General features: G+C 68.9%; 22 protein-coding genes and 5 tRNA genes. 11 read left to right on the top strand and 16 right to left on the bottom strand.

What is annotated here, in order from left to right; all coding sequences use genetic code 11:
• Positions 1–33 precede the first annotated feature (33 nt).
• From ACFYPC_RS28550 to leuC, 4 genes are all read right to left on the bottom strand, one after another.
• The gene (locus ACFYPC_RS28550; protein ID WP_388681836.1) at positions 34–684 is read right to left on the bottom strand and encodes an HU family DNA-binding protein; all 651 of its coding nucleotides are present in this window, start codon (positions 682–684) and stop codon (positions 34–36) included.
• 138 nt (positions 685–822) lie between these two features.
• Complete coding sequence (locus ACFYPC_RS28545; RefSeq protein ID WP_388681833.1) at positions 823–1,053, bottom strand: hypothetical protein; 231 nt, start codon at positions 1,051–1,053, stop codon at positions 823–825.
• Between the two features lie 364 nt (positions 1,054–1,417).
• On the bottom strand, positions 1,418–2,011 hold the full coding sequence (leuD, locus tag ACFYPC_RS28540) for a 3-isopropylmalate dehydratase small subunit (RefSeq protein ID WP_388681830.1): 594 nt from the start codon (positions 2,009–2,011) through the stop codon (positions 1,418–1,420).
• A gap of 3 nt (positions 2,012–2,014) precedes the next feature.
• Entirely contained in the window at positions 2,015–3,442 is a 1,428-nt protein-coding gene (gene leuC, locus ACFYPC_RS28535) for a 3-isopropylmalate dehydratase large subunit (protein ID WP_388681827.1), read from the bottom strand.
• Positions 3,443–3,632: 190 nt separating this feature from the next.
• On the opposite strand from leuC, the gene ndgR reads away from it, so the two are divergent.
• Positions 3,633–4,349 (top strand): IclR family transcriptional regulator NdgR, encoded by a 717-nt coding sequence (gene ndgR, locus ACFYPC_RS28530; protein WP_006383662.1) that lies wholly within the window; start codon positions 3,633–3,635, stop codon positions 4,347–4,349.
• Positions 4,350–4,560: 211 nt separating this feature from the next.
• Here the strand turns inward: ndgR and ACFYPC_RS28525 are convergent.
• The 9 genes from ACFYPC_RS28525 to ACFYPC_RS28485 form a co-directional block, all read right to left on the bottom strand.
• A tRNA-Glu gene (locus tag ACFYPC_RS28525) sits at positions 4,561–4,633 on the bottom strand.
• A gap of 20 nt (positions 4,634–4,653) precedes the next feature.
• A tRNA-Gln gene (locus tag ACFYPC_RS28520) sits at positions 4,654–4,725 on the bottom strand.
• A gap of 26 nt (positions 4,726–4,751) precedes the next feature.
• Positions 4,752–4,824 (bottom strand) — tRNA-Glu (locus tag ACFYPC_RS28515).
• A 62-nt stretch (positions 4,825–4,886) separates the two neighbouring features.
• Positions 4,887–4,959 (bottom strand) — tRNA-Glu (locus tag ACFYPC_RS28510).
• 42 nt (positions 4,960–5,001) lie between these two features.
• Positions 5,002–5,073 (bottom strand) — tRNA-Gln (locus ACFYPC_RS28505).
• A 93-nt stretch (positions 5,074–5,166) separates the two neighbouring features.
• Positions 5,167–5,901 carry an HAD family hydrolase gene (locus tag ACFYPC_RS28500; RefSeq protein WP_388681823.1) on the bottom strand — a complete coding sequence of 245 codons (735 nt, stop codon included), beginning with the start codon at positions 5,899–5,901 and terminating at the stop codon, positions 5,167–5,169.
• A 107-nt stretch (positions 5,902–6,008) separates the two neighbouring features.
• Complete coding sequence (gene gltX / locus ACFYPC_RS28495; RefSeq protein ID WP_388681821.1) at positions 6,009–7,478, bottom strand: glutamate--tRNA ligase; 1,470 nt, start codon at positions 7,476–7,478, stop codon at positions 6,009–6,011.
• Positions 7,471–8,259, bottom strand: coding sequence for a fumarylacetoacetate hydrolase family protein (locus tag ACFYPC_RS28490; RefSeq protein WP_388681818.1), 789 nt, complete (start codon positions 8,257–8,259; stop codon positions 7,471–7,473). Before ACFYPC_RS28490 ends, gltX begins: the two co-directional genes overlap by 8 nt.
• Before the next feature lie 186 nt (positions 8,260–8,445).
• Complete coding sequence (locus ACFYPC_RS28485; protein WP_388681816.1) at positions 8,446–8,634, bottom strand: hypothetical protein; 189 nt, start codon at positions 8,632–8,634, stop codon at positions 8,446–8,448.
• Positions 8,635–9,233: 599 nt separating this feature from the next.
• On the opposite strand from ACFYPC_RS28485, the gene ACFYPC_RS28480 reads away from it, so the two are divergent.
• The 8 genes from ACFYPC_RS28480 to ACFYPC_RS28445 all read left to right on the top strand — a co-directional run bounded on the left by ACFYPC_RS28480 (position 9,234) and on the right by ACFYPC_RS28445 (position 19,878).
• Positions 9,234–13,013 (top strand): nitrate- and nitrite sensing domain-containing protein, encoded by a 3,780-nt coding sequence (locus ACFYPC_RS28480; RefSeq protein ID WP_388681813.1) that lies wholly within the window; start codon positions 9,234–9,236, stop codon positions 13,011–13,013.
• Between the two features lie 9 nt (positions 13,014–13,022).
• Positions 13,023–13,436, top strand: a complete 414-nt coding sequence (locus ACFYPC_RS28475) for a roadblock/LC7 domain-containing protein (RefSeq protein ID WP_044471908.1) — start codon at positions 13,023–13,025, stop codon at positions 13,434–13,436.
• Positions 13,437–13,549: 113 nt separating this feature from the next.
• Positions 13,550–13,948 (top strand): DUF742 domain-containing protein, encoded by a 399-nt coding sequence (locus ACFYPC_RS28470; RefSeq protein ID WP_384379036.1) that lies wholly within the window; start codon positions 13,550–13,552, stop codon positions 13,946–13,948.
• Positions 13,929–14,504, top strand: a complete 576-nt coding sequence (locus ACFYPC_RS28465) for an ATP/GTP-binding protein (protein WP_028802395.1) — start codon at positions 13,929–13,931, stop codon at positions 14,502–14,504. The genes ACFYPC_RS28470 and ACFYPC_RS28465 overlap by 20 nt, the downstream gene beginning before the upstream one ends.
• 391 nt (positions 14,505–14,895) lie before the next feature.
• Positions 14,896–18,204 (top strand): nitrate- and nitrite sensing domain-containing protein, encoded by a 3,309-nt coding sequence (locus ACFYPC_RS28460; protein WP_388681810.1) that lies wholly within the window; start codon positions 14,896–14,898, stop codon positions 18,202–18,204.
• 10 nt (positions 18,205–18,214) lie between these two features.
• Positions 18,215–18,628 (top strand): roadblock/LC7 domain-containing protein, encoded by a 414-nt coding sequence (locus tag ACFYPC_RS28455; protein WP_266836330.1) that lies wholly within the window; start codon positions 18,215–18,217, stop codon positions 18,626–18,628.
• 94 nt (positions 18,629–18,722) lie between these two features.
• Entirely contained in the window at positions 18,723–19,316 is a 594-nt protein-coding gene (locus ACFYPC_RS28450; RefSeq protein WP_388681808.1) for a DUF742 domain-containing protein, read from the top strand.
• Complete coding sequence (locus ACFYPC_RS28445; protein WP_103554950.1) at positions 19,297–19,878, top strand: ATP/GTP-binding protein; 582 nt, start codon at positions 19,297–19,299, stop codon at positions 19,876–19,878. The genes ACFYPC_RS28450 and ACFYPC_RS28445 overlap by 20 nt, the downstream gene beginning before the upstream one ends.
• A gap of 164 nt (positions 19,879–20,042) precedes the next feature.
• Here ACFYPC_RS28445 and ACFYPC_RS28440 read toward each other — a convergent pair whose 3' ends face one another.
• Both ACFYPC_RS28440 and ACFYPC_RS28435 read right to left on the bottom strand, forming a co-directional pair.
• Positions 20,043–20,237, bottom strand: a complete 195-nt coding sequence (locus ACFYPC_RS28440) for an acyl-CoA carboxylase epsilon subunit (protein WP_388681805.1) — start codon at positions 20,235–20,237, stop codon at positions 20,043–20,045.
• 56 nt (positions 20,238–20,293) lie between these two features.
• Entirely contained in the window at positions 20,294–21,901 is a 1,608-nt protein-coding gene (locus ACFYPC_RS28435; protein WP_388681803.1) for an acyl-CoA carboxylase subunit beta, read from the bottom strand.
• Between the two features lie 434 nt (positions 21,902–22,335).
• Here ACFYPC_RS28435 and ACFYPC_RS28430 point away from each other — a divergent pair, with 434 nt between their 5' ends.
• Together ACFYPC_RS28430 and ACFYPC_RS28425 are read left to right on the top strand one after the other, a co-directional pair.
• Complete coding sequence (locus ACFYPC_RS28430) at positions 22,336–22,953, top strand: YceI family protein (protein ID WP_388681800.1); 618 nt, start codon at positions 22,336–22,338, stop codon at positions 22,951–22,953.
• Between the two features lie 215 nt (positions 22,954–23,168).
• Entirely contained in the window at positions 23,169–23,663 is a 495-nt protein-coding gene (locus ACFYPC_RS28425) for an N-acetyltransferase (RefSeq protein ID WP_388681797.1), read from the top strand.
• 47 nt (positions 23,664–23,710) lie between these two features.
• Here ACFYPC_RS28425 and ACFYPC_RS28420 read toward each other — a convergent pair whose 3' ends face one another.
• Complete coding sequence (locus tag ACFYPC_RS28420; RefSeq protein WP_388681794.1) at positions 23,711–25,066, bottom strand: hypothetical protein; 1,356 nt, start codon at positions 25,064–25,066, stop codon at positions 23,711–23,713.
• Positions 25,067–25,298: the final 232 nt, after the last annotated feature.

Raw genomic sequence — 25,298 nt, 5'->3', positions numbered from 1 at the left:
CGGCCCGGCGCGTGAGTTGCCTCCGTGCCCTCGCTACGAGCGGGCGGTGGCCTTTTTGGCGGTGGTCTTGCGAGCCGTCGACTTCTTGGCGGGGGCCTTCTTGGCCGTCGCCTTCTTCGCCGGGGCCTTCTTGGCCGTCGCCTTCTTGGCGGTCGTCTTCTTGGCCGCGGTCTTCTTGGCGGTCGCCGTGGTCTTCTTGGCGGTCGTCTTCTTGGCCGTGGTCTTCTTGGCGGTGGCCGTGGTCTTCTTGGCCGTCGCCTTCTTCGCGGCGGCAGCGGTCCTGTTCGCCGTCGCCCTCTTGGCCGTGGTGGCCTTCTTGGCCGCGGCCTTCTTCACCGTGGCCGAAGCGCCGCCGGAGAGGCTGCCCTTCGGGGCCTTCTTGACCGCGACGTCGTTCTTCGGGAGCTTCTTCGAGCCGCTCACCAGGTCCTTGAAGCCCTGGCCCGCGCGGAAGCGCGGCACAGAGGTCTTCTTGACCCGAACGCGCTCCCCGGTCTGCGGGTTGCGGGCGTAGCGGGCCGGACGGTCAACCTTCTCGAAGGAACCGAAGCCGGTGACCGAGACCCGGTCTCCGCCGACAACCGCGCGGACGACCGCGTCCAGTACGGCGTCGACCGCGTCGGCGGCCTGCTGACGCCCGCCGACCTTGTCGGCAATCGCTTCTACGAGCTGCGCCTTGTTCACGTCTTCCCCTTCGGAGACATTGCCAGAACGAATGCGTTCAAGCTTTTTCGCACGTTAGGCAGATATATACCGCAAATCAAACACGAAACGGGCTAATCACCCTTGTGCCGCAACGAACTCGGACTGTCGTGGAGTAACTCAGCGTTCCTCTTCGAGGAATCGACCCTCGTCGAGGTCGGCGGTGAACCGCTCCAGACGCCTTGTCGCATCGGCGAGATCGTGCTTGGCCGCGGCCGTAATGACCAGCAGCTTCCGGGTCAGCGCCATCCGTACGCCCTCCGGGACTTGCAGTGCACGCACTCTTGTGTGCGCTTCCTTGAGTTGGGCCGCGACTGCCGCATAGAGCTCGAGTTGGCCGTCGTGTCCCATGCACAGATTGTGCCATCTGGGGCGAGTTGTCGCCTGCTCAGGGGGTAACTGCCGTCCCCGGAGGGGCTCCTGAGCACCTCGGCGGCACCCCGTACCATAGGCCGTCTACCCCCGCAACGGCCTTTGTAACTAGGGGAGTTGAGGCCTTCCGGCAAGGCATCCGAAGGCCGCCCGGAGGCAGACACGGCTGTACCCCCAACCGTCCACGATTGGGGGTACAGAGGGGTGTTGCGGTGGCTGAAATCAGACCCGGGTCTGCGGTGATTCAGACCCGGTCGGCGGTGATTCAGGCCCGGGTCTGCGGCGAATCAGACCCGGGTCAGCGGCGAATCGCTGTGGGCCGACCGTGAATCCGGCCCGCGTGTCAGACCTGAACCGTCTTCGGCTTGTGCGAGGGCCGCTTGGCCTCGTACGCGGAGATGTCGCCCTCGTTCTGGAGGGTGATGGAGATGTCGTCCAGGCCGTTCAGCAGCCGCCAGCGGGCGTTCTCGTCCAGCTCGAAGGAGGCGGTGATGCCCTCGGCGCGCACCTCGCGGGTCTCCAGGTCGACCGTGACCTCGGCCTCGGGGTCGTTCTCCGTGAGCTCCTGCAGCGCGTTCACGATTTTCTGCTCCAGAACCACGGTGAGCAGGCCGTTCTTGAGCGAGTTGCCGCGGAAGATGTCGGCGAAGCGCGAGGAGATGACGGCCTTGAAACCGTAGTTCTGCAACGCCCACACGGCGTGCTCGCGCGAGGAACCGGTACCGAAGTCGGGACCGGCGACCAGCACCGTGGCGCCCGTCCGCTCGGGCTGGTTGAGGATGAAGGACGGGTCCTTGCGCCAGGCCTCGAAGAGCCCGTCCTCAAAACCGTCCCTGGTCACCTTCTTGAGCCAGTGAGCAGGGATGATCTGGTCCGTGTCGACGTTGCTGCGGCGCAGCGGGACGGCCCGGCCGGTGTGCGTGGTGAATGCTTCCATGGCTTATCGGACTCCAGCGGGCGTACGGGCGTCGGACAGGTCGGCCGGGGAGGCCAGGTGGCCCAGCACGGCGGTGGCGGCGGCAACCTGCGGCGAGACCAGGTGCGTACGGCCGCCCTTGCCCTGCCTGCCCTCGAAGTTGCGGTTGGAGGTGGACGCGGAGCGCTCACCGGGGGCCAGCTGGTCGGGGTTCATGCCCAGACACATCGAGCAGCCCGCGTGCCGCCATTCGGCGCCGGCTTCCTTGAAGACCACGTCCAGACCCTCGGACACGGCCTGCAGACCGACCCGCGCCGAGCCGGGGACCACCAGCATCCGTACGCCGTCGGCGACTTTGCGGCCCTCGACGAGCGCGGCGGCCGCACGCAGGTCCTCGATACGGCCGTTGGTGCACGAACCTACGAAGACGGTGTCGACCTTGATGTCACGCAGCGGCTGTCCGGCGGTCAACCCCATGTATTCCAGGGCCTTTTCGGCGGCCAGGCGCTCCGAAGCGTCTTCGTACGAAGCGGGATCGGGGACGGACGCCGAAAGCGGCGCGCCCTGGCCGGGGTTGGTGCCCCAGGTGACGAACGGCGCGAGGGAGGCGGCGTCGATGACGACCTCCTCGTCGAATTCCGCGTCCTCGTCCGTCTTCAGGGTCTTCCAGTACGCGACGGCGGCGTCCCACTCCGCGCCCTCGGGCGCATGGGCGCGACCCTTGAGATAGGCGAAGGTGGTCTCGTCGGGGGCGATCATGCCCGCGCGGGCGCCGGCCTCGATCGACATGTTGCAGATGGTCATGCGGGCTTCCATCGAGAGCTTCTCGATGGCGGAGCCGCGGTATTCCAGGATGTAGCCCTGGCCGCCGCCCGTGCCGATCTTGGTGATGATCGCCAGGATCAGGTCCTTGGCCGTGACGTCGTCGGGCAGTTCGCCGTCGACGGTGATGGCCATGGTCTTGGGGCGGGCCAACGGCAGCGTCTGGGTGGCCAGCACGTGCTCGACCTGCGAGGTGCCGATACCGAAGGCCAGCGCACCGAACGCGCCGTGTGTGGAGGTGTGCGAGTCGCCGCAGACCACGGTGGTGCCCGGCTGGGTCAGGCCCAGCTGCGGTCCCACGACGTGGACGACGCCCTGCTCGACGTCACCGAGCGAGTGCAGGCGCACACCGAACTCGGCGGCGTTCTTGCGCAGCGTCTCCAGCTGGACCCGGGAGACCGGGTCCGCGATGGGCTTGTCGATGTCGAGGGTCGGGGTGTTGTGATCCTCGGTGGCGATGGTGAGGTCGAGGCGGCGCACGGGTCGCCCGGCCTGGCGGAGCCCGTCGAAGGCCTGCGGGCTGGTCACCTCGTGCAGCAGGTGCAGATCGATGAAGAGGAGGTCGGGCTCGCCCTCGGCGCGCCGGACGACATGGTCGTCCCAGACCTTCTCCGCGAGTGTCCTACCCATCGCTTTCCCTCCGGCCGGCCTGTGTGGCGCCGGCCCAACTAGAGATTTACCGGTGCGGCGACGCTCGTACCCCTCGTATCGGGCGTCCGCCGCCGGGCCCGTTGGTCCGCGGGCCGCGTACCTACAAGGGTGGCGCGTTCCACGGGAAATTGAACTTGCGTTTCACAGAGTGAGACGCGAGTATCGTTTCATGGACAACAGTAGCGGCGTCGGCGTTCTGGACAAGGCAGCCCTTGTCCTGAGCGCTCTGGAGTCCGGTCCGGCCACCCTCGCGGGACTGGTCGCGGCGACCGGACTGGCACGACCCACGGCACATCGCCTCGCCGTGGCACTTGAACACCACCGCATGGTGGCGCGTGACATGCAGGGCCGTTTCATTCTCGGCCCCCGCCTCGCCGAGCTGGCCGCGGCCGCCGGCGAGGACCGCCTCCTCGCGACGGCGGGCCCGGTGCTCACGCATCTGCGGGACCTCACCGGAGAGAGCGCGCAGCTCTACCGCCGCCAGGGCGACATGCGCATCTGCGTCGCCGCGGCCGAGCGTCTCTCCGGTCTCAGGGACACGGTCCCGGTCGGCTCCACGCTCACCATGAAGGCGGGCTCCTCGGCCCAGATCCTGATGGCCTGGGAGGAGCCGGAGCGCCTGCACCGGGGACTGCAGGGTGCCCGCTTCACCGCGACGGCTCTCTCCGGCGTACGACGCCGGGGCTGGGCCCAGTCGATCGGTGAGCGCGAGCCGGGCGTCGCCTCCGTCTCCGCTCCCGTCCGCGGACCCTCGAACCGCGTGGTCGCCGCCGTCTCGGTCTCCGGACCGATCGAACGCCTGACCCGTCACCCGGGCCGCATGCACGCCCAGGCCGTCATCGACGCCGCCGGCCGCCTCTCCGAAGCCCTGCGCCGCACCGGCTGATCCGCACGCACCCCGCCAGAAGAGGGCCGGCCTCAACGCCGCGGCAGGCCCTCCCCGGGACGCACGACAGCCGATCCCACCGCGTACTGGAAGCACAAGACTGGGAGACTGGGAGCCCGCACGGGAGTTGAGCGCCCGCTCCCCCGGCGGGGCTGTTCTCCTCCGGAAACGCCGATGGCCCCCCACCGAAGTGGGAGGCCATCGAATCGTGTACCCCCGACCGGATTCGAACCGGCGCTACTGCCGTGAGAGGGCAGCGTGCTAGGCCGCTACACAACGGGGGCAAGGACCACAAGTGATCCAGCTGGGCTACCAGGACTCGAACCTAGAACAACGGAACCAGAAACCGTCGTGTTGCCAATTACACCATAGCCCAATGGTGGTCTATACCAGACCATCAAGTACCCCCGACCGGATTCGAACCGGCGCTACTGCCGTGAGAGGGCAGCGTGCTAGGCCGCTACACAACGGGGGCCCTAGCGATCCTGCATGAGAGTCAGCGGGTGCGACCCGGACTGTCCCCCTGGGAAGGATCTGTACCCCCGACCGGATTCGAACCGGCGCTACCGCCTTGAGAGGGCGGCGTGCTAGGCCGCTACACAACGGGGGCCTTGCAGAGTTGGTCTCTGCTGTTGCAGATGAGCTCTGCGAGCTGGCCTACCAGGACTCGAACCTAGACTAACGGAACCAGAAACCGTCGTGCTGCCAATTACACCATAGGCCACTGAAACGCAACCCCCTACGGGGATTTTGTTTTAGCTAGCGCCTCCGGGTTTTTGGACCTTTCAGCCCGTTCTCCGGCGGCGCAGGAAGAACATTACCTGAAGGTGGACGGCGCTCCAAAACGGGTATCAGCGCCGAGGATCACGGGGAGTTCGGCCAGCGAGGCGATCCGGCGCGGGCCCGTAGGACCGCTCTCGGGAGCACTGTGAGCACCGTCACGGTCGATCCAGATCGAGAGCATCCCCGCCTCGAAGGCGCCGCGGCCGTCGATCTCCGGGTGATCGCCGACGTACGCGACCTGGTGCGGTGGCAGGGCGAGGGCGTCGCAGGCGGCGTGGAAGGCCGCCACGGAGGGCTTGGAGACGCCCAGTTCCGCCGCGCACAGCACGCTCTCGAAGCGGTCGCGTACGCCCAGGACGCGGAGTTTGCGGTCCTGGTTGTGGAAGCTGGAGTTGGACAGGATCGCGTGCCGGTGACTGGCGGCGAGGGCGTCCAGGGCGGGGAGGGTGTCCGGGAAGAGAGCCCAGGCGGCTTCGTAGTGGCCGGCGTACCGCTCGAACCAGCCGTCGGCCTCGACGTCGCCGAGGGGCTCACCCAGGAACTCCCTGACCCGGTCACGGCGCTGGCCCTGCCAGTCCGACTCGCCGGCCGCGAACTTCGCCCACTGCACGTCGGTGATCTCCCGCCAGCGGACGAGGGCATGCTCCACGGACTCGTACCTGTCGAGCAGGCCCTCGGCCGCCAAGTGCCCGCGCATCCCGGCCCGGTCCGCGCCCGTGTAGTCGAAGAGCGTGTCGTCCACGTCCCAGACCAAGGCCTTGATGCTCATGATCCGACGGTAACTCCGGGCGGGGGCGCGTGTCTGTCGCTCGGGGCACAAAGGGGGCGATGCGCAACAAGGGGCGGCGCCCGGACCGGACGCCGCCCCCTGTCGAGCTAAAGCTTCGCCAGCGCCGCGTCGATGCGCGCCAGCGTCTTCTCCCTGCCCAGGATCTCCAGGGACTCGAAGAGCGGCAGGCCGACCGTGCGGCCGGTCACGGCGACCCGGACCGGGGCCTGGGCCTTGCCGAGCTTGAGGCCGTGTTCCTCACCGGCGGCCAGGACGGCGTTCTTCAGCGCCTCCGGGTCCGACCAGTCCGCGTCGGAGAGCTTCTCGCGCGCCGTACGCAGCAGCGCGTCGCTGCCCTCCTTCATGGCCTTCGTCCAGGACGCCTCGTCGAAGACCGGCTCCGCAAGGAACAGGAAGTCGACGTTGTCCGTGATCTCGGAGAGGACCTTGAGGCGGGTCTGGGCGTGCGGGGCGATCGCCTGCCACTTCGCCTCGTCGAAGTCCTCCGGCGCCCAGGGGGCGAACGGGGCCCTCAGCCAGGGGGCGCAGCGCTCGGTGAAGTCCTTCACGTCGAGCAGGCGGATGTGGTCGCCGTTGATCGCCTCGCACTTCTTGAGGTCGAAGCGGGCCGGGTTGGGGTTCACGTCCGCGATGTCGAAGGCGGCGACCATCTCCTCGATCGAGAAGATGTCGCGGTCCGCCGACAGCGACCAGCCGAGCAGGGAGAGGTAGTTGAGCAGCCCCTCGGGGAGGAAACCGCGCTCCCTGTAGAGGTTCAGCGACGACTCAGGGTCACGCTTGGAGAGCTTCTTGTTGCCCTCGCCCATGACGTACGGGAGGTGGCCGAAAGCCGGGGTTCCCTTGGCGATGCCCAGCTCGATCAGCGCCTTGTAGAGGGCGATCTGGCGCGGGGTGGAGGAGAGCAGGTCCTCGCCGCGCAGGACGTGGGTGATCTCCATCAGGGCGTCGTCGACCGGGTTGACGAGCGTGTACAGGGGTGCGCCGTTGGCTCGTACGATCCCGAAGTCCGGGACGTTCTCCGGGAGATACGTGATCTCGCCGCGGACCAGGTCCGTGAAGGTGATCGTCTCGTCGGGCATGCGGAAGCGGACGATGGGCGTGCGGCCCTCCGCCTGGTACGCCTCGACCTGGCCGGCGGTGAGCGCGCGGCAGTGGCCGTCGTACCCGGAGGGCTTGCCGGCGGCGCGGGCGGCGTCGCGGCGGGCGTCCAGTTCCTCGGTCGAGCAGTAGCAGTAGTACGCGTGGCCCGCGTCCAGGAGCTTCTGGGCGACGTCCTTGTAGAGGTCCATCCGCTGGGACTGGCGGTACGGCGCGTGCGGGCCGCCGATCTCGGGGCCCTCGTCCCAGTCGAAGCCCAGCCAGCGCATCGAGTCGAGCAGCTGGTCGTAGGACTCCTCGGAGTCGCGGGCCGCGTCGGTGTCCTCGATGCGGAAGACCAGAGTGCCTTCGTTGTGCCGGGCGAACGCCCAGTTGAACAGGGCGGTGCGGACCAGGCCCACGTGGGGGTTGCCGGTCGGGGAGGGACAGAAACGTACGCGGACGGAGCCGTTAGCCACGCTTGATCACCTTGTTGGTGAGAGTGCCGATGCCTTCGATGGTGACGGCGACCTCGTCGCCGACGTTCAGGGGGCCGACCCCGGAGGGGGTGCCCGTGAGGATCACGTCGCCGGGGAGCAGCGTCATGGCCTCGGTGATGTTCACGATCAGATCCTCGACGGAGTGGATCATCTCACTGGTGCTGCCGAGCTGGCGTTGCTGCCCGTTGACCGTGCACTGGATGGTGATGCCCTCGGCAATCGCGGAGGGGGCGATGTCCGTCTCCACCCAGGGGCCGAGCGGGCAGGCACCGTCGAAGCCCTTGGCCCTGGCCCACTGCTTCTCGCGTTTTTGGACATCGCGAGCGGAGATGTCGTTGGCGCAGGTGTAGCCGAGGATGACGTCCTTGACGCGCTCGCGCGGGACCTCGCGGCACATGCGGCCGATGACGACGGCCAGCTCCGCCTCGTGGTGCAGGTCGTTCGAGAAGGACGGGTACTGGATCTCGTCGCCGGAGCCGATCACGGAGGTCGACGGCTTGAAGAAGGCGAAGGGGACGTCGGGGACCTCGTTGCCGAGTTCCCGCGCGTGCTCGGCGTAGTTGCGGCCGAAGGCCACGACCTTGTTGGGGAGCACCGGGGGCAGCAGCCGCACCTTGCTCAGGGGGACCTTCGTGCCGGAGAGCTCGAAGTCCGCGAACGGGATGCCCTTGATGATGTCGAGGACGAGTTCGTCCGGCTTGTCGCCCTCGACCGCGCCGAAAGCGACGTTGCCGTCGATGGAGAACCTGGCGATGCGCACGGGATCGTCGCGCCCCTCACTGAGCTGGCTGGAGTAGGACGCTCCAGGCTAACGCGGGAAGGGCCGGGCGCTTCGCGCATATCGGCGGGCGGCCCGGTGTCCGCAGGCCGACAACCCGGCATCCCTACGCCGACAACCCGGCATCCCTACGCCGGCGGCTCGGGCGACGGGCCGCCGGCGGGCGCACTACTCCGCGACGGAGGCGGCGACCGGCGCTTCCATGAGGATGGTGCGGCGGGGGTTGGCGGTCTGGGCGGGGAGGTCGACCGAGTGCTCCGGCTGCTCCGGCGTGCGCAGCTCGTCGGCGTCCTCGAGGTGGGCCAGCGTGGTGCGTCGCGGGTTGGCTATGTTGCGGAACATCATCGTGGTCTTCACTGTTGTATTCGACCTTGTCGTCGTGGGGGCGCCCGGCGGGCCTCAAGAGGCCTCGCGCGGGCGCGGGTTGTCGGATTCGCCATCCCTGTAAAGCGTCAGGCTAAACATGCAATTCCCGGGCGAAGCCGCGGAGACGCCATGATCGTGGTGTGAGTTTCCTCACTTACTACCAGGCAAAGCGGTCAATTCAGGCCCCGGTTCCGAACCGGCGAAACAGACATTGCTCCACTGAAGCCGACATTCCGCTCCTGATCATGGCGACTGGGACACCCCGAGCACGTCAACACCTCGTAGGGATAAGTCCGTTATGTACGGGATCACTTTCTACGTCTCGTGACGCGGCACTCACAAGCTGTCACGGAGGTCACAGCCTGGTACTCGGCCCTTGTTGGAGATCCGCCACTGTGCTGCAATTCCACGGACCGCCGCGGGATCGAAACCGGCGCGCAGGGGGCGCAACGCAGCGCCGAGCAGCGGCGGAAAGGGGATCCAGCGCCGGTCACTGACGACCACCAGGGGGCGCATCTGCGCCCCTGAACGACACCGACACCGTCCCGCCGTTTCGCGGAGGGGCGCCTGGTCCAGAGGTTGCGACGCTAGTGCAGGGACGTTTCAAGAGGGATGGCAGCGCTCCGGCGGAGCCGGAGCCGCACGGCGGGACTGGCCCCACTAAAGGCAGTTCCTCGCCCCAGCACGCCCAGAACCCGGGACCGGCAGAGGTCGGCGGCGGTGAGCGTTCCGCGCGCTCCGGCGCGACGGCTGCCGCCAAACCGGCCGCGAGGAATCCGCAGGGCCCCTCGGGCAGCGGCTCGCGAATAGCCCTGCGCAACTGGCGCATCTCGACGCGTCTGGTCTCGCTGCTCGCGCTCCCCGTGGTCGCCGCGACCTCGCTCGGCGCACTGCGCATCAACCAGTCGATGGACGACATCCAGCAGCTCGACAACATGAAGCTGCTCACCGACATCACCAAGCAGGCGACCGAGCTCTCGGCCGCGCTCCAGAAGGAGCGCGACACGACGGCGGGGCCACTGGTGCACGGCGCCACGGCCACCTCCCCCACGGTCAAGGGCGTCCGCGACGCCACCGACATCGCGAAGAAGAACTTCCTCGAGGGCGTCCAGGAGATCGACGACTCGAGTGCGGACGGGCAGCTCACCGGCGTACGGGACAGCCTCGTCGGCCTCACGCGCGAACTGCAGAAGCTCAACAGCATCCGCAGCGACGCCTACGACGAGCCCAACAACTCCACGCAGACGGTCGAGGCGTACCACCGCGTCATCACCCAGCTCCTCGAGCTCTCGCAGGACATGGCCGAGGCGACCAGCAACCCGGAGATGATCCAGCGCACCCGTGCGCTGGCGGCCTTCTCCTCGGCCAAGGAGTACGCCTCCGTCCAGCGCGCGGTCATCGCGGCCGCGCTGCCCGAGAGCAACACGACCTTCGGTTCGCTGTCCGAGAACGACCGGCAGTACGCGCTCTCGGCGCAGCAGAGCCAGGAGTCCGACCTCAGCAGCTTCGAGAGCATCTACGGGGACGGCTCCGCCGAGCTCCTCAAGCCCATCGAGAGCGGCAACCCGACCATCGAAGCGGCCGACGACTACGCCAAGCGTGTGCTGGCCAGCAAGAACGGTCTGGCGACGCGGGACAAGCGCTCGTATCTGGACTGGGTCGACGACGACTCGACCAAGATCGGGCAGATGGCGAACATCGAGACCACGCTGCTCGGCGAGATGGAGCAGAAGGCCCGCGAACTGCGCAACGAGGCCGAGAGTGAAGCGATCATCTCGGGTGCGCTGATCCTCCTGGTTCTCGGTGTCTCGCTGGTCGGCGCCTTCGTGGTGGCCCGGTCCATGATCCGCTCGCTGCGCCGGCTCCAGGACACCGCGACCAAGGTCGCCCAGGAGCGGCTGCCCGAGCTGGTCAAGCAGCTCTCCGAGTCCGACCCGCAGGACGTCGACACCTCCGTCGAGTCGGTCGGTGTGCACTCCCGGGACGAGATCGGCCAGGTCGCCGCGGCCTTCGACGACGTGCACCGCGAGGCCGTACGACTGGCCGCCGAGCAGGCCCTCCTGCGAGGCAACGTCAACGCGATGTTCACCAACCTCTCGCGCCGCTCTCAGGGCCTCATCCAGCGTCAGCTCTCGCTCATCTCCGAACTGGAGTCCCGCGAGGCCGACCCGGACCAGCTCTCCTCGCTGTTCAAGCTCGACCACCTCGCGACCCGCATGCGCCGTAACGGTGAGAACCTCCTCGTTCTCGCCGGTGAGGAGCCCGGCCGACGCTGGACCCGCCCGGTCCCCCTGGTCGACGTGCTCCGCGCCGCCGCCTCCGAGGTGGAGCAGTACGAGCGCATCGAGCTGTCCTCCGTGCCGACCACCGAAGTGGCCGGCCGTGTGGTCAACGACCTCGTGCACCTGCTCGCCGAGCTGCTGGAGAACGCCACGTCGTTCTCCTCGCCGCAGACCAAGGTCAAGGTCACCGGTCACGCGCTGCCCGACGGCCGCGTGCTGATCGAGATCCACGACACCGGAATCGGCCTCTCCCCCGAGGACCTCGCGGCGATCAACGAGCGGCTTGCCTCGCCGCCCACCGTGGACGTCTCGGTGTCGCGCCGCATGGGTCTGTTCGTGGTCGGCCGGCTGTCGCAGCGCCACGGCATCCGTATCCAGCTGCGCCCGTCCGACTCCGGCGGCACGACCGCCCTCGTCATGCTTCCCGTGGACGTCGCCCAGGGCGGCAAGAAGGTTCCGAACAAGCCGGGTCAGAGCGCCGGTCCGGCATCCTCGCAAGCCTCCGGCGCTGCCCGCCGTGGCAACGGCCAGGGCGGTCCGGCCCTCGGTGGCGGCGGCAACCCCGGACGTGTCGGTGCCCCGCCCCAGCGCGGACAGGTCGGCGCGGGCCAGGGGCCGCGTGCCGCACTCCCCGGCAGCCAGGGCGGTCGCCCGGGTGCACCGGGCGGATCTCGTGGACCGCAGGGTCCGGGCAACTCGCCGCAGGGCAGGCCCACCCCGGCCGGTGCCGGCGTCAACGCCTTCGGGCAGAGCACGCCGGGAGCCCCGCAGGGCCTCCCGGCCGCGGGAACCGGCGCGCAGGGCTTCGGCGACGGATCCGGTGCCCGCCAGGGCGGGTTCGGTGACGCGTCCGGCAACCGGCAGAGCGGTTTCGGCGACGCACCAGGTGCACGGCAGAGCGGCCCCCCGGCCACACCCCCGCAGCAGCCGCCGGCCGGCAAGGGCAGCCGGCGCAGGCCTCAGCTGCCGGGCCGTGGTGGCGCACGCGCCGAACTCCCGGGTGGCAACACGCAGTCCCGGCCGAGCTGGAGCGACGACAACGCCCAGCCGCCCGTGCCGCGCGCTTCCCTCGACACCCCGCGCGGCCACGAGGATCCCGACTCCACCTCGCGCATGCCGCGCTTCGACGATCGTCAGGGCCCGGCTGGCACTTCGGAGTTTCCGCGGATCGACGACCGCCAAGGTCCCACACCCACCGCAGCCACGTCGGAGTTCTCCCGCCCCGACTTCGACGCTCCGCGCCCTGGTGCCGTCCCGCCGCAGAACCCCGGGCAGTACTCCGGTCAGGGCACGGGGCAGTACTCGGCCCAGAACCCAGGTCAGTTCGTCCGTCCGGATGTCTTCGGTTCTTCGGGCACAGTGCCCACGGGTCAGAACCCGTCCACCACGGGCCAGTTCGCCACCCCGGGCTACGGCGCCTCCCAGTACCCGTCGTCCACCGGCCAGTTCGCGAATCCCGGGTACGGCAACGGCCAGGGCCCGTCGTCCACCGGCCAGTTCGAGCGCCCGCAGGTACCGCAGCGGCCCGTCGCGCAGCCGGAGCACGAGGCCCTGCCGCCGGCCGGCCCCGGTGACGGACGTACGCCGCTGTACGACACGCTGGAGACCAACTGGTTCCACGGTCAGCAGGCCGCGGCGGCAGCCGCCCAGAACAACAACCAGCACAACCAGACCAACGGCTCGCAGGTTCCTCCCCAGGCCCCGCAGGCTCAGGCCCCGCAGCCCCCAGCCCCGCAGCCTCAGGCGGCGCCCGCGGTTCCCCCGCGGCCCGCCGCCGCGCCGGCCGCCGCCCAGGCGTCCTGGCGCACCTCGCCGAACGACGACCTCGTCCGGCAGGCAGAACGCGTCCGTCAGCCTTCGGCGGGCGGGGTCACCACCTCAGGCCTGCCGCGCCGCGTCCCGCGAGCCAACCTCGTGGCGGGCACGGCACAGCAGCAAACGCACCAAACAGGTCCTCAGGTCTCGCGTGCGCCCGATGACGTACGCGGCCGGCTGACCAATCTCCGTCGGGGCATTCAGCAGGGTCGCCAGGCCGGTACCGGCCAGACCGGCAGCTTCCCCAGCCCCACTCACCAGCAGGAGCACTAGTTGAGTCAGATGAGCCAGGCCGCACAGAACCTGAACTGGTTGATCACCAACTTCGTGGACAACACCCCTGGGGTGTCCCACACCGTCGTCGTGTCCGCCGACGGCCTTCTTCTGGCGATGTCCGAAGGCTTCCCGCGCGACCGCGCCGACCAGCTCGCGGCGGTCGCGTCCGGGCTCACCTCGCTGACGGCCGGGGCATCCCGGATCTTCGAGGGCGGCACGGTGGCTCAGACGGTCGTGGAGATGGAGCGCGGGTTTCTTTTCCTGATGTCCGTCTCAGACGGATCGTCCCTTGCGGTCCTCTCCCACCCGGACTGCGACATCGGCCTTGTCGGCTACGAGATGGCGCTGCTCGTCGACCGCGCGGGCGCAGTGCTCACGCCGGACCTGCGCGCCGAACTACAGGGAAGTCTGCTCCACTGACCGCTCTGGGTTCTACCCACAGCACCAAATCACCGTCCGGCCGACACATTGTCCCCTCACCGGCCTCAACAGACGGCACGACTGACCCACCTGCTGTCCCGCCCGGAGGACCCATGACCCCGCCCAACGCCTCTCATGATCCGTACGCACATACGTACGAGGATGAAGGCGACCAGCCGCTGGTACGTCCGTACGCGATGACCGGCGGCCGGACCCGGCCGCGCTACCAGCTCGCCATCGAGGCACTGATCAGCACCACGGCCGACCCGGCGCAGCTGATGGGGCTGCTCCCTGAGCACCAGCGGATCTGCCACCTGTGCCGTGAGGTGAAGTCCGTCGCCGAGGTATCGGCACTTCTGTCCATGCCACTGGGAGTGGCACGGATCCTTGTCGCGGACCTCGCCGAGGCCGGACTCGTCGCCATCCATCAGCCGGGCGGCGACGAGAGCAACGGCGGCGCGCCGGACGTGACTTTGCTCGAAAGGGTGCTCAGTGGACTTCGCAAGCTCTGACGGAGGCCGGGCGACCACCTCCGCGAAGATCGTGGTGGCGGGTGGCTTCGGCGTGGGCAAGACCACGTTCGTGGGCGCCGTCTCGGAGATCAACCCGCTGCGCACGGAGGCCGTCATGACGTCCGCGTCCGCGGGCATCGACGACCTCACCCATACCGGGGACAAGACCACCACCACGGTGGCCATGGACTTCGGACGCATCACCCTGGACCAGGACCTGATCCTGTACCTCTTCGGTACGCCGGGCCAGGACCGTTTCTGGTTCATGTGGGACGACCTGGTCCGCGGCGCCATCGGCGCGGTGGTACTGGTCGACACCCGCCGTCTCGCCGACTGCTTCCCCGCGGTCGACTACTTCGAGAACTCCGGGCTGCCGTTCGTCATCGCCCTCAACGGCTTCGACGGGCACCAGCCGTACAATCCCGAAGAGGTCCGCGAGGCCCTGCAGATCGGTCCGGACGCTCCGATCATCACGACGGACGCCCGGCACCGCGCGGACGCGAAGAGCGCGCTCATCACGCTCGTCGAACATGCGCTCATGGCACGTCTGCGGTAGCGGACCGCGGGACGGGGGCAACGGATGGTGCGCTTCTCCCGGTCCACAAGTCGACAGTTCCATAAGGCAGTTGTCGTAGACGCCCTGGAGTCGGCTGTGTCGTTTGACACGGTCGGCGACAGTGTTCATAACGTTTCGACAGAGAATTTCATGGGCATCGCCACGCATCGCGTTCACCCGGTACCGCTGTGCTCACAAAGGCCCCGCCTTTTGGCGGGGCTCGTTCTTTATGACCGTTTTATCCGGGGCTTACCTCACCTGGAATCATGGGTTCCGAGTGTTTGGAAGGGCGCCGAGTGACGTGCTGGAATGCGCTGACCTGCCCAGTAGTCAAGGGCGCCGGAGACACCGCGGCACAACGTAGGTGCCGACGCCGAGAGGTTTTGGTCGAGTGAGGCGAAGCAAGAACGGTCCCGAGCCGTCGGCGCGGGGCAACTTCACCCCGCCGCCGCGTGTCGCGGCGCCCGCACAGATGCCCGGCTCCTCCGAGCCCATTCCGGCCCCCGCGCCGAGCGGCAGTCGTTTCTCCCCGCGCAACTGGCGCGTGCCGACCAGACTGAACGCGATTCTGCTCATCCCCGTGGTGGTCGGCCTGGTCATGGGCGGCTTCCAGGTGAGGAGCTCGATCGACACCTGGCAGCAGGCCGAGGACGCCGAGAAGACGGCACGGCTGGTGCAGGCAGCGCTGAACTACGGCGACAAGCTGTTCGTCGAGCGCGACGTCTCCGCCGCGCCACTGCTGACCGGCAAGGGCGAGAAGGACGAGACGGTGGTGAAGGCCCGCGCGGCCACGGACGCGGCGGCCGACGCCTTCGACGAAGCCGCCCAGAACATGCCCCAGACGGCCGGTCTGCAGCGCCGCCTGGACGTCTTCCGCAAGGTCGAGCCCGGCCTCGCCACCCTGCGCAAGGCTGCGTACACCCCCGCGCTCACCGGCGTGCAGACCGAAGAGGGCTACACCCAGATCCAGCACCCGCTGATGGAGTTCTCCAACGAGCTCGGCCTGGGCACCGGAAACATCACCAGCTACGGCCGTACCGTCTACGCGGTCTCCCTCTCCAAGGCCGCGGAGTCACTGCAGCGGTCCATCGGCATGCACCTGCTGCTGAAGCCCGGCCCCACCGATGAGGACCTGGCCAAGCAGCGCGTCGCCCTCTCCTCGTACGCCTACCTCGAAGGCATCGCCGTCGAGGAGTACATCGGCGGTGGCACCGACGCCGACGCGGCGAAACTCGAGGACGCCCAGAAGCAGCTCAAGGCCGACGGCGCCGCCCAGGCCAAGGCCGCCGCCGAGGCCGCCGCGGCCCAGGGCCAGACCTATGTTCCCCCGCCGTCCGGGGACACCGCGATGGTCTCGGCCATCGCGACGCTCTCCTCCACGGACCAGAGTGCCCGCGACGCGCTCGCCTCGCAGGGCATCACCGCGGACAACTGGTGGGCGGTCAACACCGGCAAGTACGACGCCTACCGCACGATCGAGTCGGATCTGACCGACAAAGCCGTGGCCGAGGCCGCCGACATCTCCGCCAGCGCCAAGCGCGACGCCATCATCACCGGTGCCGCCGTCGTGATCGCCCTGCTCGCCGCGTTCATCCTGGCCGGCATGGTCGCCCGCCAGATGAGCCGCGCGATGCGCCAGCTGCGCAACGCGGCCTTCAACGTGGCCGAGCAGCGCCTGCCGATGCTCGTCGACCAGCTCTCGCGCACCGACCCCGGCCGCGTCGACACCCGCGTACAGCCCATCCCGATCACCACCACGGACGAGATCGGCGAAGTCGCCCGCGCCTTCGACCAGGTCCACCGTGAGGCCGTACGACTGGCCGCCGAGCAGGCCCTCCTGCGAGGCAACATCAACGCGATCTTCACCAACCTCTCGCGCCGCAACCAGTCCCTGATCGAGGGCCAGCTGACCCTGATCACCGACCTGGAGAACAACGAGGCCGACCCGGACCAGCTGGAGAACCTCTTCCGCCTGGACCACCTCGCTACCCGTATGCGCCGCAACGGCGAGAACCTCCTGGTCCTCGCCGGCGAGGAGCCGGGCCGCCGCTGGGACCAGCCGGTGCCCCTCGTGGACGTCCTGCGAGCGGCCTCCTCCGAAGTGGAGCAGTACGAGCGCATCGAGCTCTCCGGCGTCCCGGAGGCCGAGATCCACGGCCGCGCCGTGACCGACCTCGTGCACCTGCTCGCCGAGCTCCTGGAGAACGCCACGACGTTCTCCTCCCCGCAGACCAAGGTCCGCGTCACCGCGACCCGTCTCCCGGACGGCCGCATCATGGTCGAGATCCACGACAAGGGCATCGGCCTCACCGCCGAGGACTTCGCGGACATCAACCACAAGCTGGCCAACCCGCCGACCGTGGACGCCGCGATCTCGCAGCGCATGGGCCTGTTCGTGGTCGGCCGGCTGTCCGACCGGCACGGCATCCGCGTCCAGCTCCGCCCCTCCGGCGAGCAGGCCGGTACGACCTCCCTGGTCATGCTCCCCGACGCGATCACCCACGGTGGCGGCGGCGGCGAACAGCAGCTCCAGCGCGACGAGTTCACGGTCTCGCAGATCATGCCGGACCAGCCGTCCTTCCAAGGCGAGCCGTTCCAGAGTCAGGGCCAGCAGCCGCTGCTCACGGCCGCCGAGCTCGGCTTCGACGACAGCCGCTACGAAGTGCCGGACGACATACGCGAGTTGGACCCCGTGGGCCGCTCCCTGATGCGCGAGGAACGCCGTGCGGCCCTGGAGGCCCAGGCAGGCGGCCAGCCGGAGGCTCTGGAGGCTCCGAGCTATCAGGACGGCTTCGAGGCCCAGCAGCCCGCGTACGGCAACGGACAGGCCCCCTATGCCAACGGGCAGGGTCCGTACGACAACGCTCAGGCGCCCTACGACAACGGCCAGGCTCCTGACGGCCAGGCTCCTTACGTCAACGGGCAGGCCCCGTACGAGGAGCAGCAAGCCACGTACGAACAGCAGACGACGTACGAGGAGCCGCAGCAGGGGGCGTACGACGAGACGTACTTCCCGACGAACGGCGGCTACCCGGAGCCCGCCTATACGGAGCCGGTTCAGGACGAGCGCGCGGGGAACGGAAGCTCCGCCCCGGCGACGTTCTCGGCCTTCGCGGAGCCGTCCTACCAGGAGGAGTGGCCCCAGCGCGACGCGCAGCAGAATGCGTACCGGTCCGAGTACGCTCCGGAAGCGGAATCCTCCAAGACCGCTGACGCGGGTGAGCAGGACCGCGTAGGCTTGGGCCGACCGGGGCCTGCACCCTCTGCCCCCCACGCCCTGACCGACGCCGGTCTCCCCCGCCGCGGTGCCGCCGCGACAGGCAACGGCCGGCGGTCCGTGGAGCGCAGGGACCAGACTCCGCCGGCGACCACGACGGAGGGCCCCGACGACTGGCGCTCCTCCAACGACGACCGGTGGCAGCGCGCCGAGCAGCTCAAGAAGCCCAAGGCCGGCGGGGTCACCCCGTCAGGTCTGCCTCGGCGGGTGCCCAAGGCCAATCTGGTCGAGGGAACCGCTGAATCGACCCCGCAGGGCGGCCCGCAGGTCTCCCGCGCTCCGGAGGACATCCGGGGCAGGCTGAGCAACCTGCGCCGCGGCGTGCAGCAGGGACGCAACGCAGGTAGTGACACGAACACGAACGGCCAGGCCACTACGAATCAGCACAGTGGTCCTGACAGCACCTACAACCAGGAGCGTTAGTGTGAGCCCGATGAGCCAGGCGGCGCAGAACCTGAACTGGTTGATCACCAACTTCGTGGACAACACCCCCGGGGTGTCCCACACCGTGGTGGTCTCCGCCGACGGACTCCTTCTGGCGATGTCCGAAGGCTTTCCCCGTGACCGTGCCGACCAGTTGGCGGCCGTCGCATCCGGTCTGACCTCGTTGACCGCGGGAGCTTCCCGCATCTTCGAGGGCGGCCACGTGAACCAGACGGTTGTGGAGATGGAGCGGGGATTCCTCTTCATCATGTCCGTATCCGATGGTTCGTCCCTCGCCGTCCTCGCACACCCGGAGGCGGACATCGGTCTCGTCGGATACGAGATGGCGCTTCTGGTGGACCGTGCCGGTACGGTCCTGACTCCGGACCTTCGGGCAGAGCTCCAGGGGAGTCTTCTCAACTAACAGACAGACGGTGCGTATTGGTGTCCCGAGGCCATAAGGTTTCGGGACGCGGTCCCTCAGTGATGGGTGCCCGGCACAGTCGGAGGAGGAGAAAGTGGCAACACCCCCAGACGGTTCGTCTTCGGGCAACTGGTCGTACGGCCCCAGCCAGGGGCAGGGCGGCCAGGGTGACGGTTCACAGAACCCGAACCGGTACAACTTCCCCTCCGCACCGACCCCTCGGCACCAGCAGCCGTACGCACCCCAGGGTCCCGGGTCCTCTCCGTACGACCAGCCGTCGGCGCCGCGCATCCAGCCCGTGCAGCCGCAGCGCCGCAACCCCGAGCCTTCACCGGCCGGGTCCACGCACAACCCTCTGGTGCGTCCGTACGCCATGACAGGCGGCCGTACCAGGCCCCGCTACCAGCTCGCCATCGAGGCGCTGGTGCACACCACCGCACAACCGCACCAGATGCAGGGCCAATTGCCCGAGCATCAGCGGATCTGCAACCTCTGCCGGGAGATCAAGTCGGTGGCCGAAATCTCGGCGCTGCTGACGATCCCTCTCGGTGTGGCCAGGATTCTCGTCGCCGACTTGGCGGAGGCGGGCCTGGTCGCCATCCATCAGCCCGGCGGTGACGAGAACGCCGGCGGTCAGCCAGACGTGACTTTGCTCGAAAGGGTGCTCAGTGGACTTCGCAAGCTCTAGCGGAGGGCCTTCCCGCTCCACCACGTCCGCGAAGATCGTGGTGGCGGGCGGCTTCGGCGTGGGCAAGACCACGTTCGTCGGGGCCGTCTCGGAGATCAACCCGCTGCGCACAGAGGCCGTCATGACGTCCGCGTCAGCGGGCATCGACGACCTCACGCACACCGGAGACAAGACGACGACCACCGTCGCCATGGACTTCGGACGCATCACCCTGGACCAGGACCTGATCCTGTACCTGTTCGGTACGCCGGGCCAGGACCGTTTCTGGTTCATGTGGGACGACCTGGTCCGCGGCGCCATCGGCGCGATCGTGCTCGTGGACACCCGGCGTCTCGCCGACTGCTTTCCCGCGGTCGACTACTTCGAGAACTCGGGTCTCCCGTTCGTCATCGCCCTCAACGGCTTCGACGGCAACCAGCCGTACAACCCGGAAGAGGTCCGCGAGGCCCTGCAGATCGGTCCGGACGCTCCGATCATCACGACCGACGCCCGCCACCGCGCGGACGCCAAGTCGGCGCTGATCACGCTCGTGGAGCACGCGCTGATGGCGCGGTTGCGCTAGCGGTCTCCCCGGGACCCAGCTCTTCGCCCGACGGCCCCTGCTTCTCCGCACGGAGAAGCAGGGGCCGTTGTCTGTCGTGGGCTCCCCGGCGGCCGTACCGCGCCCGCCGACACCACGGCCCCGCTCTCCGGAGGGAGAGCGGGGCCGTGTGCGCGTTGAAGGCGTCAGTGCCAGCTGTGCGGTGCCCGGAAGCCGGGCTCGCGCTCCAGGCGGCGCCAGCCGGCCTTGGGGTGGGCGGCGTTGTGGGACGTGGCGGAAGCGGGCGCTGCCGCCGCGCGAGCCAGCAGGATGGCCGTGAGGGCGGCGACTTCCTCGGGCTCGGCGTGGCCCTTCTCGACGCGGATGTCAGAGTTGTTCATGGATTCAGTCTCCGTGAGAGAGGTTTCCGCAGCGCTGCCGCGGAGGATCCGCAGGGTTACTGCGGGGGGTTGCCGTGCTTGCGGGAGGGCAGGTCCGCGTGCTTGGTGTGCAGCATCGCGAGGGACCTGATGAGCACTTCCCGGGTCTCGGCGGGGTCGATGACATCGTCGACAAGGCCCCGCTCGGCCGCGTAGTAGGGGTGCATCAGCTCGGCCTTGTACTCCTTGACCATGCGCACGCGCATCGCCTCGGGGTCCTCCGCCTCCGCGATCTGGCGGCGGAAGATGACGTTGGCCGCGCCTTCCGCACCCATCACGGCGATCTCGTTCGTCGGCCAGGCGAACGTGAGGTCCGCGCCGATGGACTGGCTGTCCATGACGATGTACGCACCTCCGTACGCCTTGCGCAGGATCAGCGAGATCCTCGGCACCGTCGCGTTGCAGTACGCGTACAACAGCTTCGCGCCGTGCCGAATGATTCCGCCGTGCTCCTGGTCGACACCGGGCAGGAACCCGGGGACATCCAGAAGGGTGACGATCGGAATGTTAAAAGCGTCACACATCTGGACAAAGCGCGCAGCTTTTTCGGAGGCCTCGATGTCCAGCACACCCGCGAGCGACTGCGGCTGGTTGGCCACGATGCCGACGACCTGGCCGTCGAGGCGGGCCATCGCGCAGATGATGTTGCGGGCCCAACGCTCGTGCACCTCAAGGTAGTCGCCGTCGTCGACGAGCTCCTCGATCACCTTCGTCATGTCGTACGGGCGGTTGCCGTCCGCCGGCACCAGGTCGAGCAGAACGTCCGAGCGACGGTCGGCGGGGTCCTCCGACGCGACGCGCGGCGGGTTCTCGCGGTTGTTCTGCGGCAGCATCGACAGGAGGTAGCGGACCTCCGCGATGCAGGTCTCCTCGTCGTCGTACGCGAAGTGCGCGACGCCGGAGGTCTCGGCGTGCACGTCGGCGCCACCCAGGCCGTTCTGGGTGATCTCCTCGCCCGTCACCGCCTTGACGACGTCCGGGCCGGTGATGAACATCTGCGAGGTCTCGCGGACCATGAACACGAAGTCGGTGAGGGCGGGGCTGTAGGCCGCGCCGCCCGCGCAGGGGCCGAGCATCACGCTGATCTGCGGGATGACACCGGAGGCGCGGGTGTTGCGCTGGAAGATGCCGCCGTACCCGGCGAGCGCGGACACGCCCTCCTGGATACGGGCTCCCGCACCGTCATTGAGGGAGACCAGCGGCGCCCCGGCCGCGATGGCCATGTCCATGATCTTGTGGATCTTCGTGGCGTGGGCCTCGCCCAGCGCGCCGCCGAAGATGCGGAAGTCATGGGCGTACACGAAGACCGTGCGGCCCTCGACCGTGCCCCAGCCGGTGATCACACCGTCCGTGTACGGCTTCTTGGCCTCCAGGCCGAATCCGGTCGCCCGGTGCCGACGTAGCTGCTCGACCTCCCGGAACGAACCTGCGTCGACCAGCAGCTCGATGCGCTCCCGCGCCGTCAGCTTGCCCTTGGCGTGCTGTGCGGCGGTCGCCTTCTCGCTGGGGCCCCGCAGCGCCTCCGCACGGATCGCGTGCAGCTCGGCCACGCGCCCGCGTGCGTCCGTGGGCTCGCCCGTGGGGCCTGAGGATCCTGAGGATTCGGCCTCATCCAAAACGGTCATGTAGCGACCTTACGAAGCGAACCAAGGAAAGGGGGCCGTTGACTCCGTACAGTCTCGGGGCTGTTTTCCTGGTACCACTCGACAGAACCACAGCTTCAGGCGGGCGATCTGACTGCTCAGGAGGGCTCCGGCTTGTAGAGGTCGGACAAACTCGTCAACTGAGAGTCACCTCACATTCATGAGGAGCACATGCCATCCCCGGAGTGAACGGGCACCGGGAGGTCGCCTCGGGACAGCTCGGGGAGCTCGCGTGCGGAGTCGGGCACGAGACGCAGCGTAACGCCACAGACACGCAGCGGATGATGTTGAAACTTGAACGGAATAAGGCTACCTTCCTTCCTGTTGGCATCGTTGAAATTTAAACAGCATTGCTCGACCACCTCACGCCGCGGCTTCCGGACGAACCCGCGACCCGTCCCCCCAAGGAGCACATCATGAGCATCTTCGGCCGCAAGACCGACTCCTCCGCCACTGACACGGACACGGCCCCTGTCGAGGTGAACCCCGAACTGGCCGCACTGACCGGCGACTACACGCTCGACCCGTCGCACACGACGATCGGCTTCGTCGCCCGTCACGCGATGGTGACCAACGTCAAGGGCAACTTCAAGGACTTCGAGGGCACGCTGCACCTGGACGGCTCGGACCCGTCCAAGTCGACCGCCTCGATCGACGTCACGATGGAGAGCGTCGAGACCGGTTCCGCGGACCGCGACGGGCATCTGAGGAGCGCCGACTTCTTCAAGACGGACGAGTTCCCGACGATGACCTTCCGCTCCACCAAGGCGGAGGCCCTGGGCGGCGACGACTACCGGATCACCGGTGAGCTGTCGATCCTCGGCACCACCAAACCGCTCACCGTCGACCTGGAGTTCAACGGCTCCGCCACGGACCCCTTCGGCAACCAGCGCGTCGGCTTCGAGGGCAAGGCGCAGATCATCCGCTCCGAGTGGGGCCTCAGCTGGAACGCTGCCCTGGAGACCGGCGGCGTCCTCGTCTCCGACAAGATCAAGCTGGTCTTCGACATCTCGGCGATCAAGACCGCCGCCTGATCCCGCCGCCGACGCGTCAGGCGTCTCCGGCTTCTCCAGCACCCTCCAAGCGCCCGTCCTCTGATTCCCCGGTGGCCAGAGAGGACGGGCGCTTCGCCATGTCCGGGCGCCCGCCCCGCACGCACACGCGCGTTTCCCTGCTCCGGCTCCGAGGTTCCCGGTCCCCGGGGAATAACCCGGTGCGGCCGAACGGAAGTCGAAGTTAGCCTCCGCCCATGACATGGCTGCCTGCTGACTTCGTACATCCCCTGCGCGTCGACCTGCCCGGCGGGTACCACCTGCGTCCGATCACCGGGGAGGACGCGGACATCGACTACCCGACCGTGATGGGCTCGCGTGAGCGGCTGTGGTCCATCTTCGGCGAGGCGTGGGGGTGGCCCGCCGAGACCATGTCGTACGAGGCGAACAAGAAAGACCTGGAGCGGCACGCGGCCGAGATCACCGCCCATGAGTCCTTCAACTACGTGCTGCTCAATGACGCGGGTACCGAGGAGTTCGGGTGCGTCTACATCGATCCTCCGGAGAAGGCCGGCGCCGATGCCGAGATCTCCTGGTGGGTCGTGGACGAGCGGGTCGGCAGTGAGCTGGAGCGGGACCTGAACTCGCTCGTGCCCCGGTGGATCGCCGAGGACTGGCCCTTCGAGCAGGCCCGGTTCATCGGACGGGACCTGTCGTGGCGGGAGTGGCTGGCTCTGCCGGACGCGGGCTGATTCCCGGGGTGCCGCCGAGCGAGCCACGCAGGCGGTGACGGCGTACGTCAGAAGCCGCCGCCGAAGTCCCCTCCCCCGCCGCCGAAGTCGCCGCCACCACCGCCGAACCCGCCGCTGAAGTCGCCGGAATCGAAGTCGGCGCCCGAGACATCGCCGCCGGCGTATCCGGCGGAGCCGAAGTCGCCGTAACCGGAGCCGTAGTCGGCCGCGTACCCGGGACTGGCCATCATGCTGCCGAGCATCGTGCCGACGAGGAGGCCGGGCAGCAGGCCGCCGCCGAAGTAGCCGCCCGCCCAGGGGCCGTAGGCGGGGCCCGCGTCCCAGTAGGGGCGGCGGCCGTATTCCGTGTCCACCTCGCGGATCGCCGGATCGGCGCCGTCGGCCAGGCGGGCCCGGTCCGCCGCGCAGACCGGGACCTCGCGGGTCGCGCCGCCGGCCGGGGTCCAGGTCGCGTCGGCGACCGAGGGGCCGTGCCGCGGGTCGAAGAAGCAGGGGGCGCGGCGCTCGGGGACCGGGCGGCCCTCGCGGCGGGCGGCGAGTTCGGCGAGGGAGAAGCGGCCGTCCTCCAGCGCCTTGGTGACGGCGCGTACGTCCTGCGGGTACTGGGCGGCGGCCATGGACGACTTCGCCTGCTCGTACGCGTCCAGGGCGCGCTCGTAGTCGGCGCGCATCGCGTCGTCCGCGCCCGCTTCCGCGGGGTGGAAGTCGAGGCGGTCCAGTTCCTCGCCGAACGCCGTGATGTCCTCGTCCACCACCACGCGGAGTTTGTCGAGGGCTGCCCGCTGCTCCTCCGCCTTGCGGCGCTTGTTCCGTCGTACGAGCGTGTAGGCGCCCGCGCCGCCGACCACCGCCACCGCGCCGACCGTGACCAGGGCGGTTGTGGAGACGCCGCCCCCGTCGGTGCTGCCGGAGTCCCAGCTCGCGGGGGCCGCGCCGCCGATGTTGGCGAGCGCGCGGTCCGCGAAGTCGTTCAGCTGGGTGGTGGTGTCCTCGTTCTGGACGCTGGTGACGAGGTTCTGCACGGCGGTGGTGGACATCACCGCGGAGTCTGCTCGGGCGTCGAACCGGTCACCGAGCCTGATCGCGTACAGGCCGGTGATGCCGGTGGAGGTGCGGAGGTTCTGGAAGAGGTTCTGGGTGGGGAAGTCCGTGGGGAGTACCGCGATGAAGACGGGCTTGTCCGCGGTCTTGATCTTCTTGGCCAGGGCGTCGGCGTCCGCGGTGGAGAGCTGGGCGGAGGCGGCGGGGTCCACGTATACCGGGGACTCGCGGAGGGCTGCCGCCACCGTGCCCACGTCGGTTGCCGCGTGGGCCGTGGGTGCCTGGGCGGTGAGGAGTGCCAGGGCGGCGAGCGTCAGTGCGCTCAGCAGTCCGGGGAGCACTTTCGCACGTGCGGCCCTCATGTAATCGACGGTACCTGACGGGGGCCGGAAGTGGCTGTGCGGTGGGGTGGGGCGGGGGTGGGTTTTTCGCCCCCTCCGCCCCTACCCGTCCCTTGTTCCGGGGGGGGGGGGGGGCCCCCCCCCCCCCCCCCCCCCCCCCCCCCCCCCCCCCAAACAAACCCCCCCCCGGCGCGGGGGGGCCCCCCCCCCCCCCCCCCCCCCGGCCCCCCCCCCCCCCCCCCCCCCCCCCCCC

The sequence above is a fragment of the Streptomyces sp. NPDC005808 genome (genome assembly GCF_042871385.1).
Classification (GTDB): domain Bacteria; phylum Actinomycetota; class Actinomycetes; order Streptomycetales; family Streptomycetaceae; genus Streptomyces.
The sequence above is the reverse complement of the archived record's forward strand: the minus strand, read 5'-3'. Positions and strand labels throughout refer to the sequence as shown.

Excerpts from the sequence above, each read along its gene's own strand:
- ACFYPC_RS28545 (WP_388681833.1), bottom strand. The coding sequence starts at position 1,053 with ATGGGACACGACGGCCAACTCGAGCTCTATGCGGCAGTCGCGGCCCAA.
- leuD (WP_388681830.1), bottom strand. The coding sequence starts at position 2,011 with ATGGAAGCATTCACCACGCACACCGGCCGGGCCGTCCCGCTGCGCCGC.
- leuC (WP_388681827.1), bottom strand. The coding sequence starts at position 3,442 with ATGGGTAGGACACTCGCGGAGAAGGTCTGGGACGACCATGTCGTCCGG.
- ndgR (WP_006383662.1), top strand. The coding sequence starts at position 3,633 with ATGGACAACAGTAGCGGCGTCGGCGTTCTGGACAAGGCAGCCCTTGTC.
- ACFYPC_RS28500 (WP_388681823.1), bottom strand. The coding sequence starts at position 5,901 with ATGAGCATCAAGGCCTTGGTCTGGGACGTGGACGACACGCTCTTCGAC.
- ACFYPC_RS28475 (WP_044471908.1), top strand. The coding sequence starts at position 13,023 with ATGAGCCAGGCCGCACAGAACCTGAACTGGTTGATCACCAACTTCGTG.
- ACFYPC_RS28470 (WP_384379036.1), top strand. The coding sequence starts at position 13,550 with ATGACCCCGCCCAACGCCTCTCATGATCCGTACGCACATACGTACGAG.
- ACFYPC_RS28455 (WP_266836330.1), top strand. The coding sequence starts at position 18,215 with ATGAGCCAGGCGGCGCAGAACCTGAACTGGTTGATCACCAACTTCGTG.
- ACFYPC_RS28440 (WP_388681805.1), bottom strand. The coding sequence starts at position 20,237 with ATGAACAACTCTGACATCCGCGTCGAGAAGGGCCACGCCGAGCCCGAG.
- ACFYPC_RS28435 (WP_388681803.1), bottom strand. The coding sequence starts at position 21,901 with ATGACCGTTTTGGATGAGGCCGAATCCTCAGGATCCTCAGGCCCCACG.
- ACFYPC_RS28430 (WP_388681800.1), top strand. The coding sequence starts at position 22,336 with ATGAGCATCTTCGGCCGCAAGACCGACTCCTCCGCCACTGACACGGAC.
- ACFYPC_RS28425 (WP_388681797.1), top strand. The coding sequence starts at position 23,169 with ATGACATGGCTGCCTGCTGACTTCGTACATCCCCTGCGCGTCGACCTG.
- ACFYPC_RS28420 (WP_388681794.1), bottom strand. The coding sequence starts at position 25,066 with ATGAGGGCCGCACGTGCGAAAGTGCTCCCCGGACTGCTGAGCGCACTG.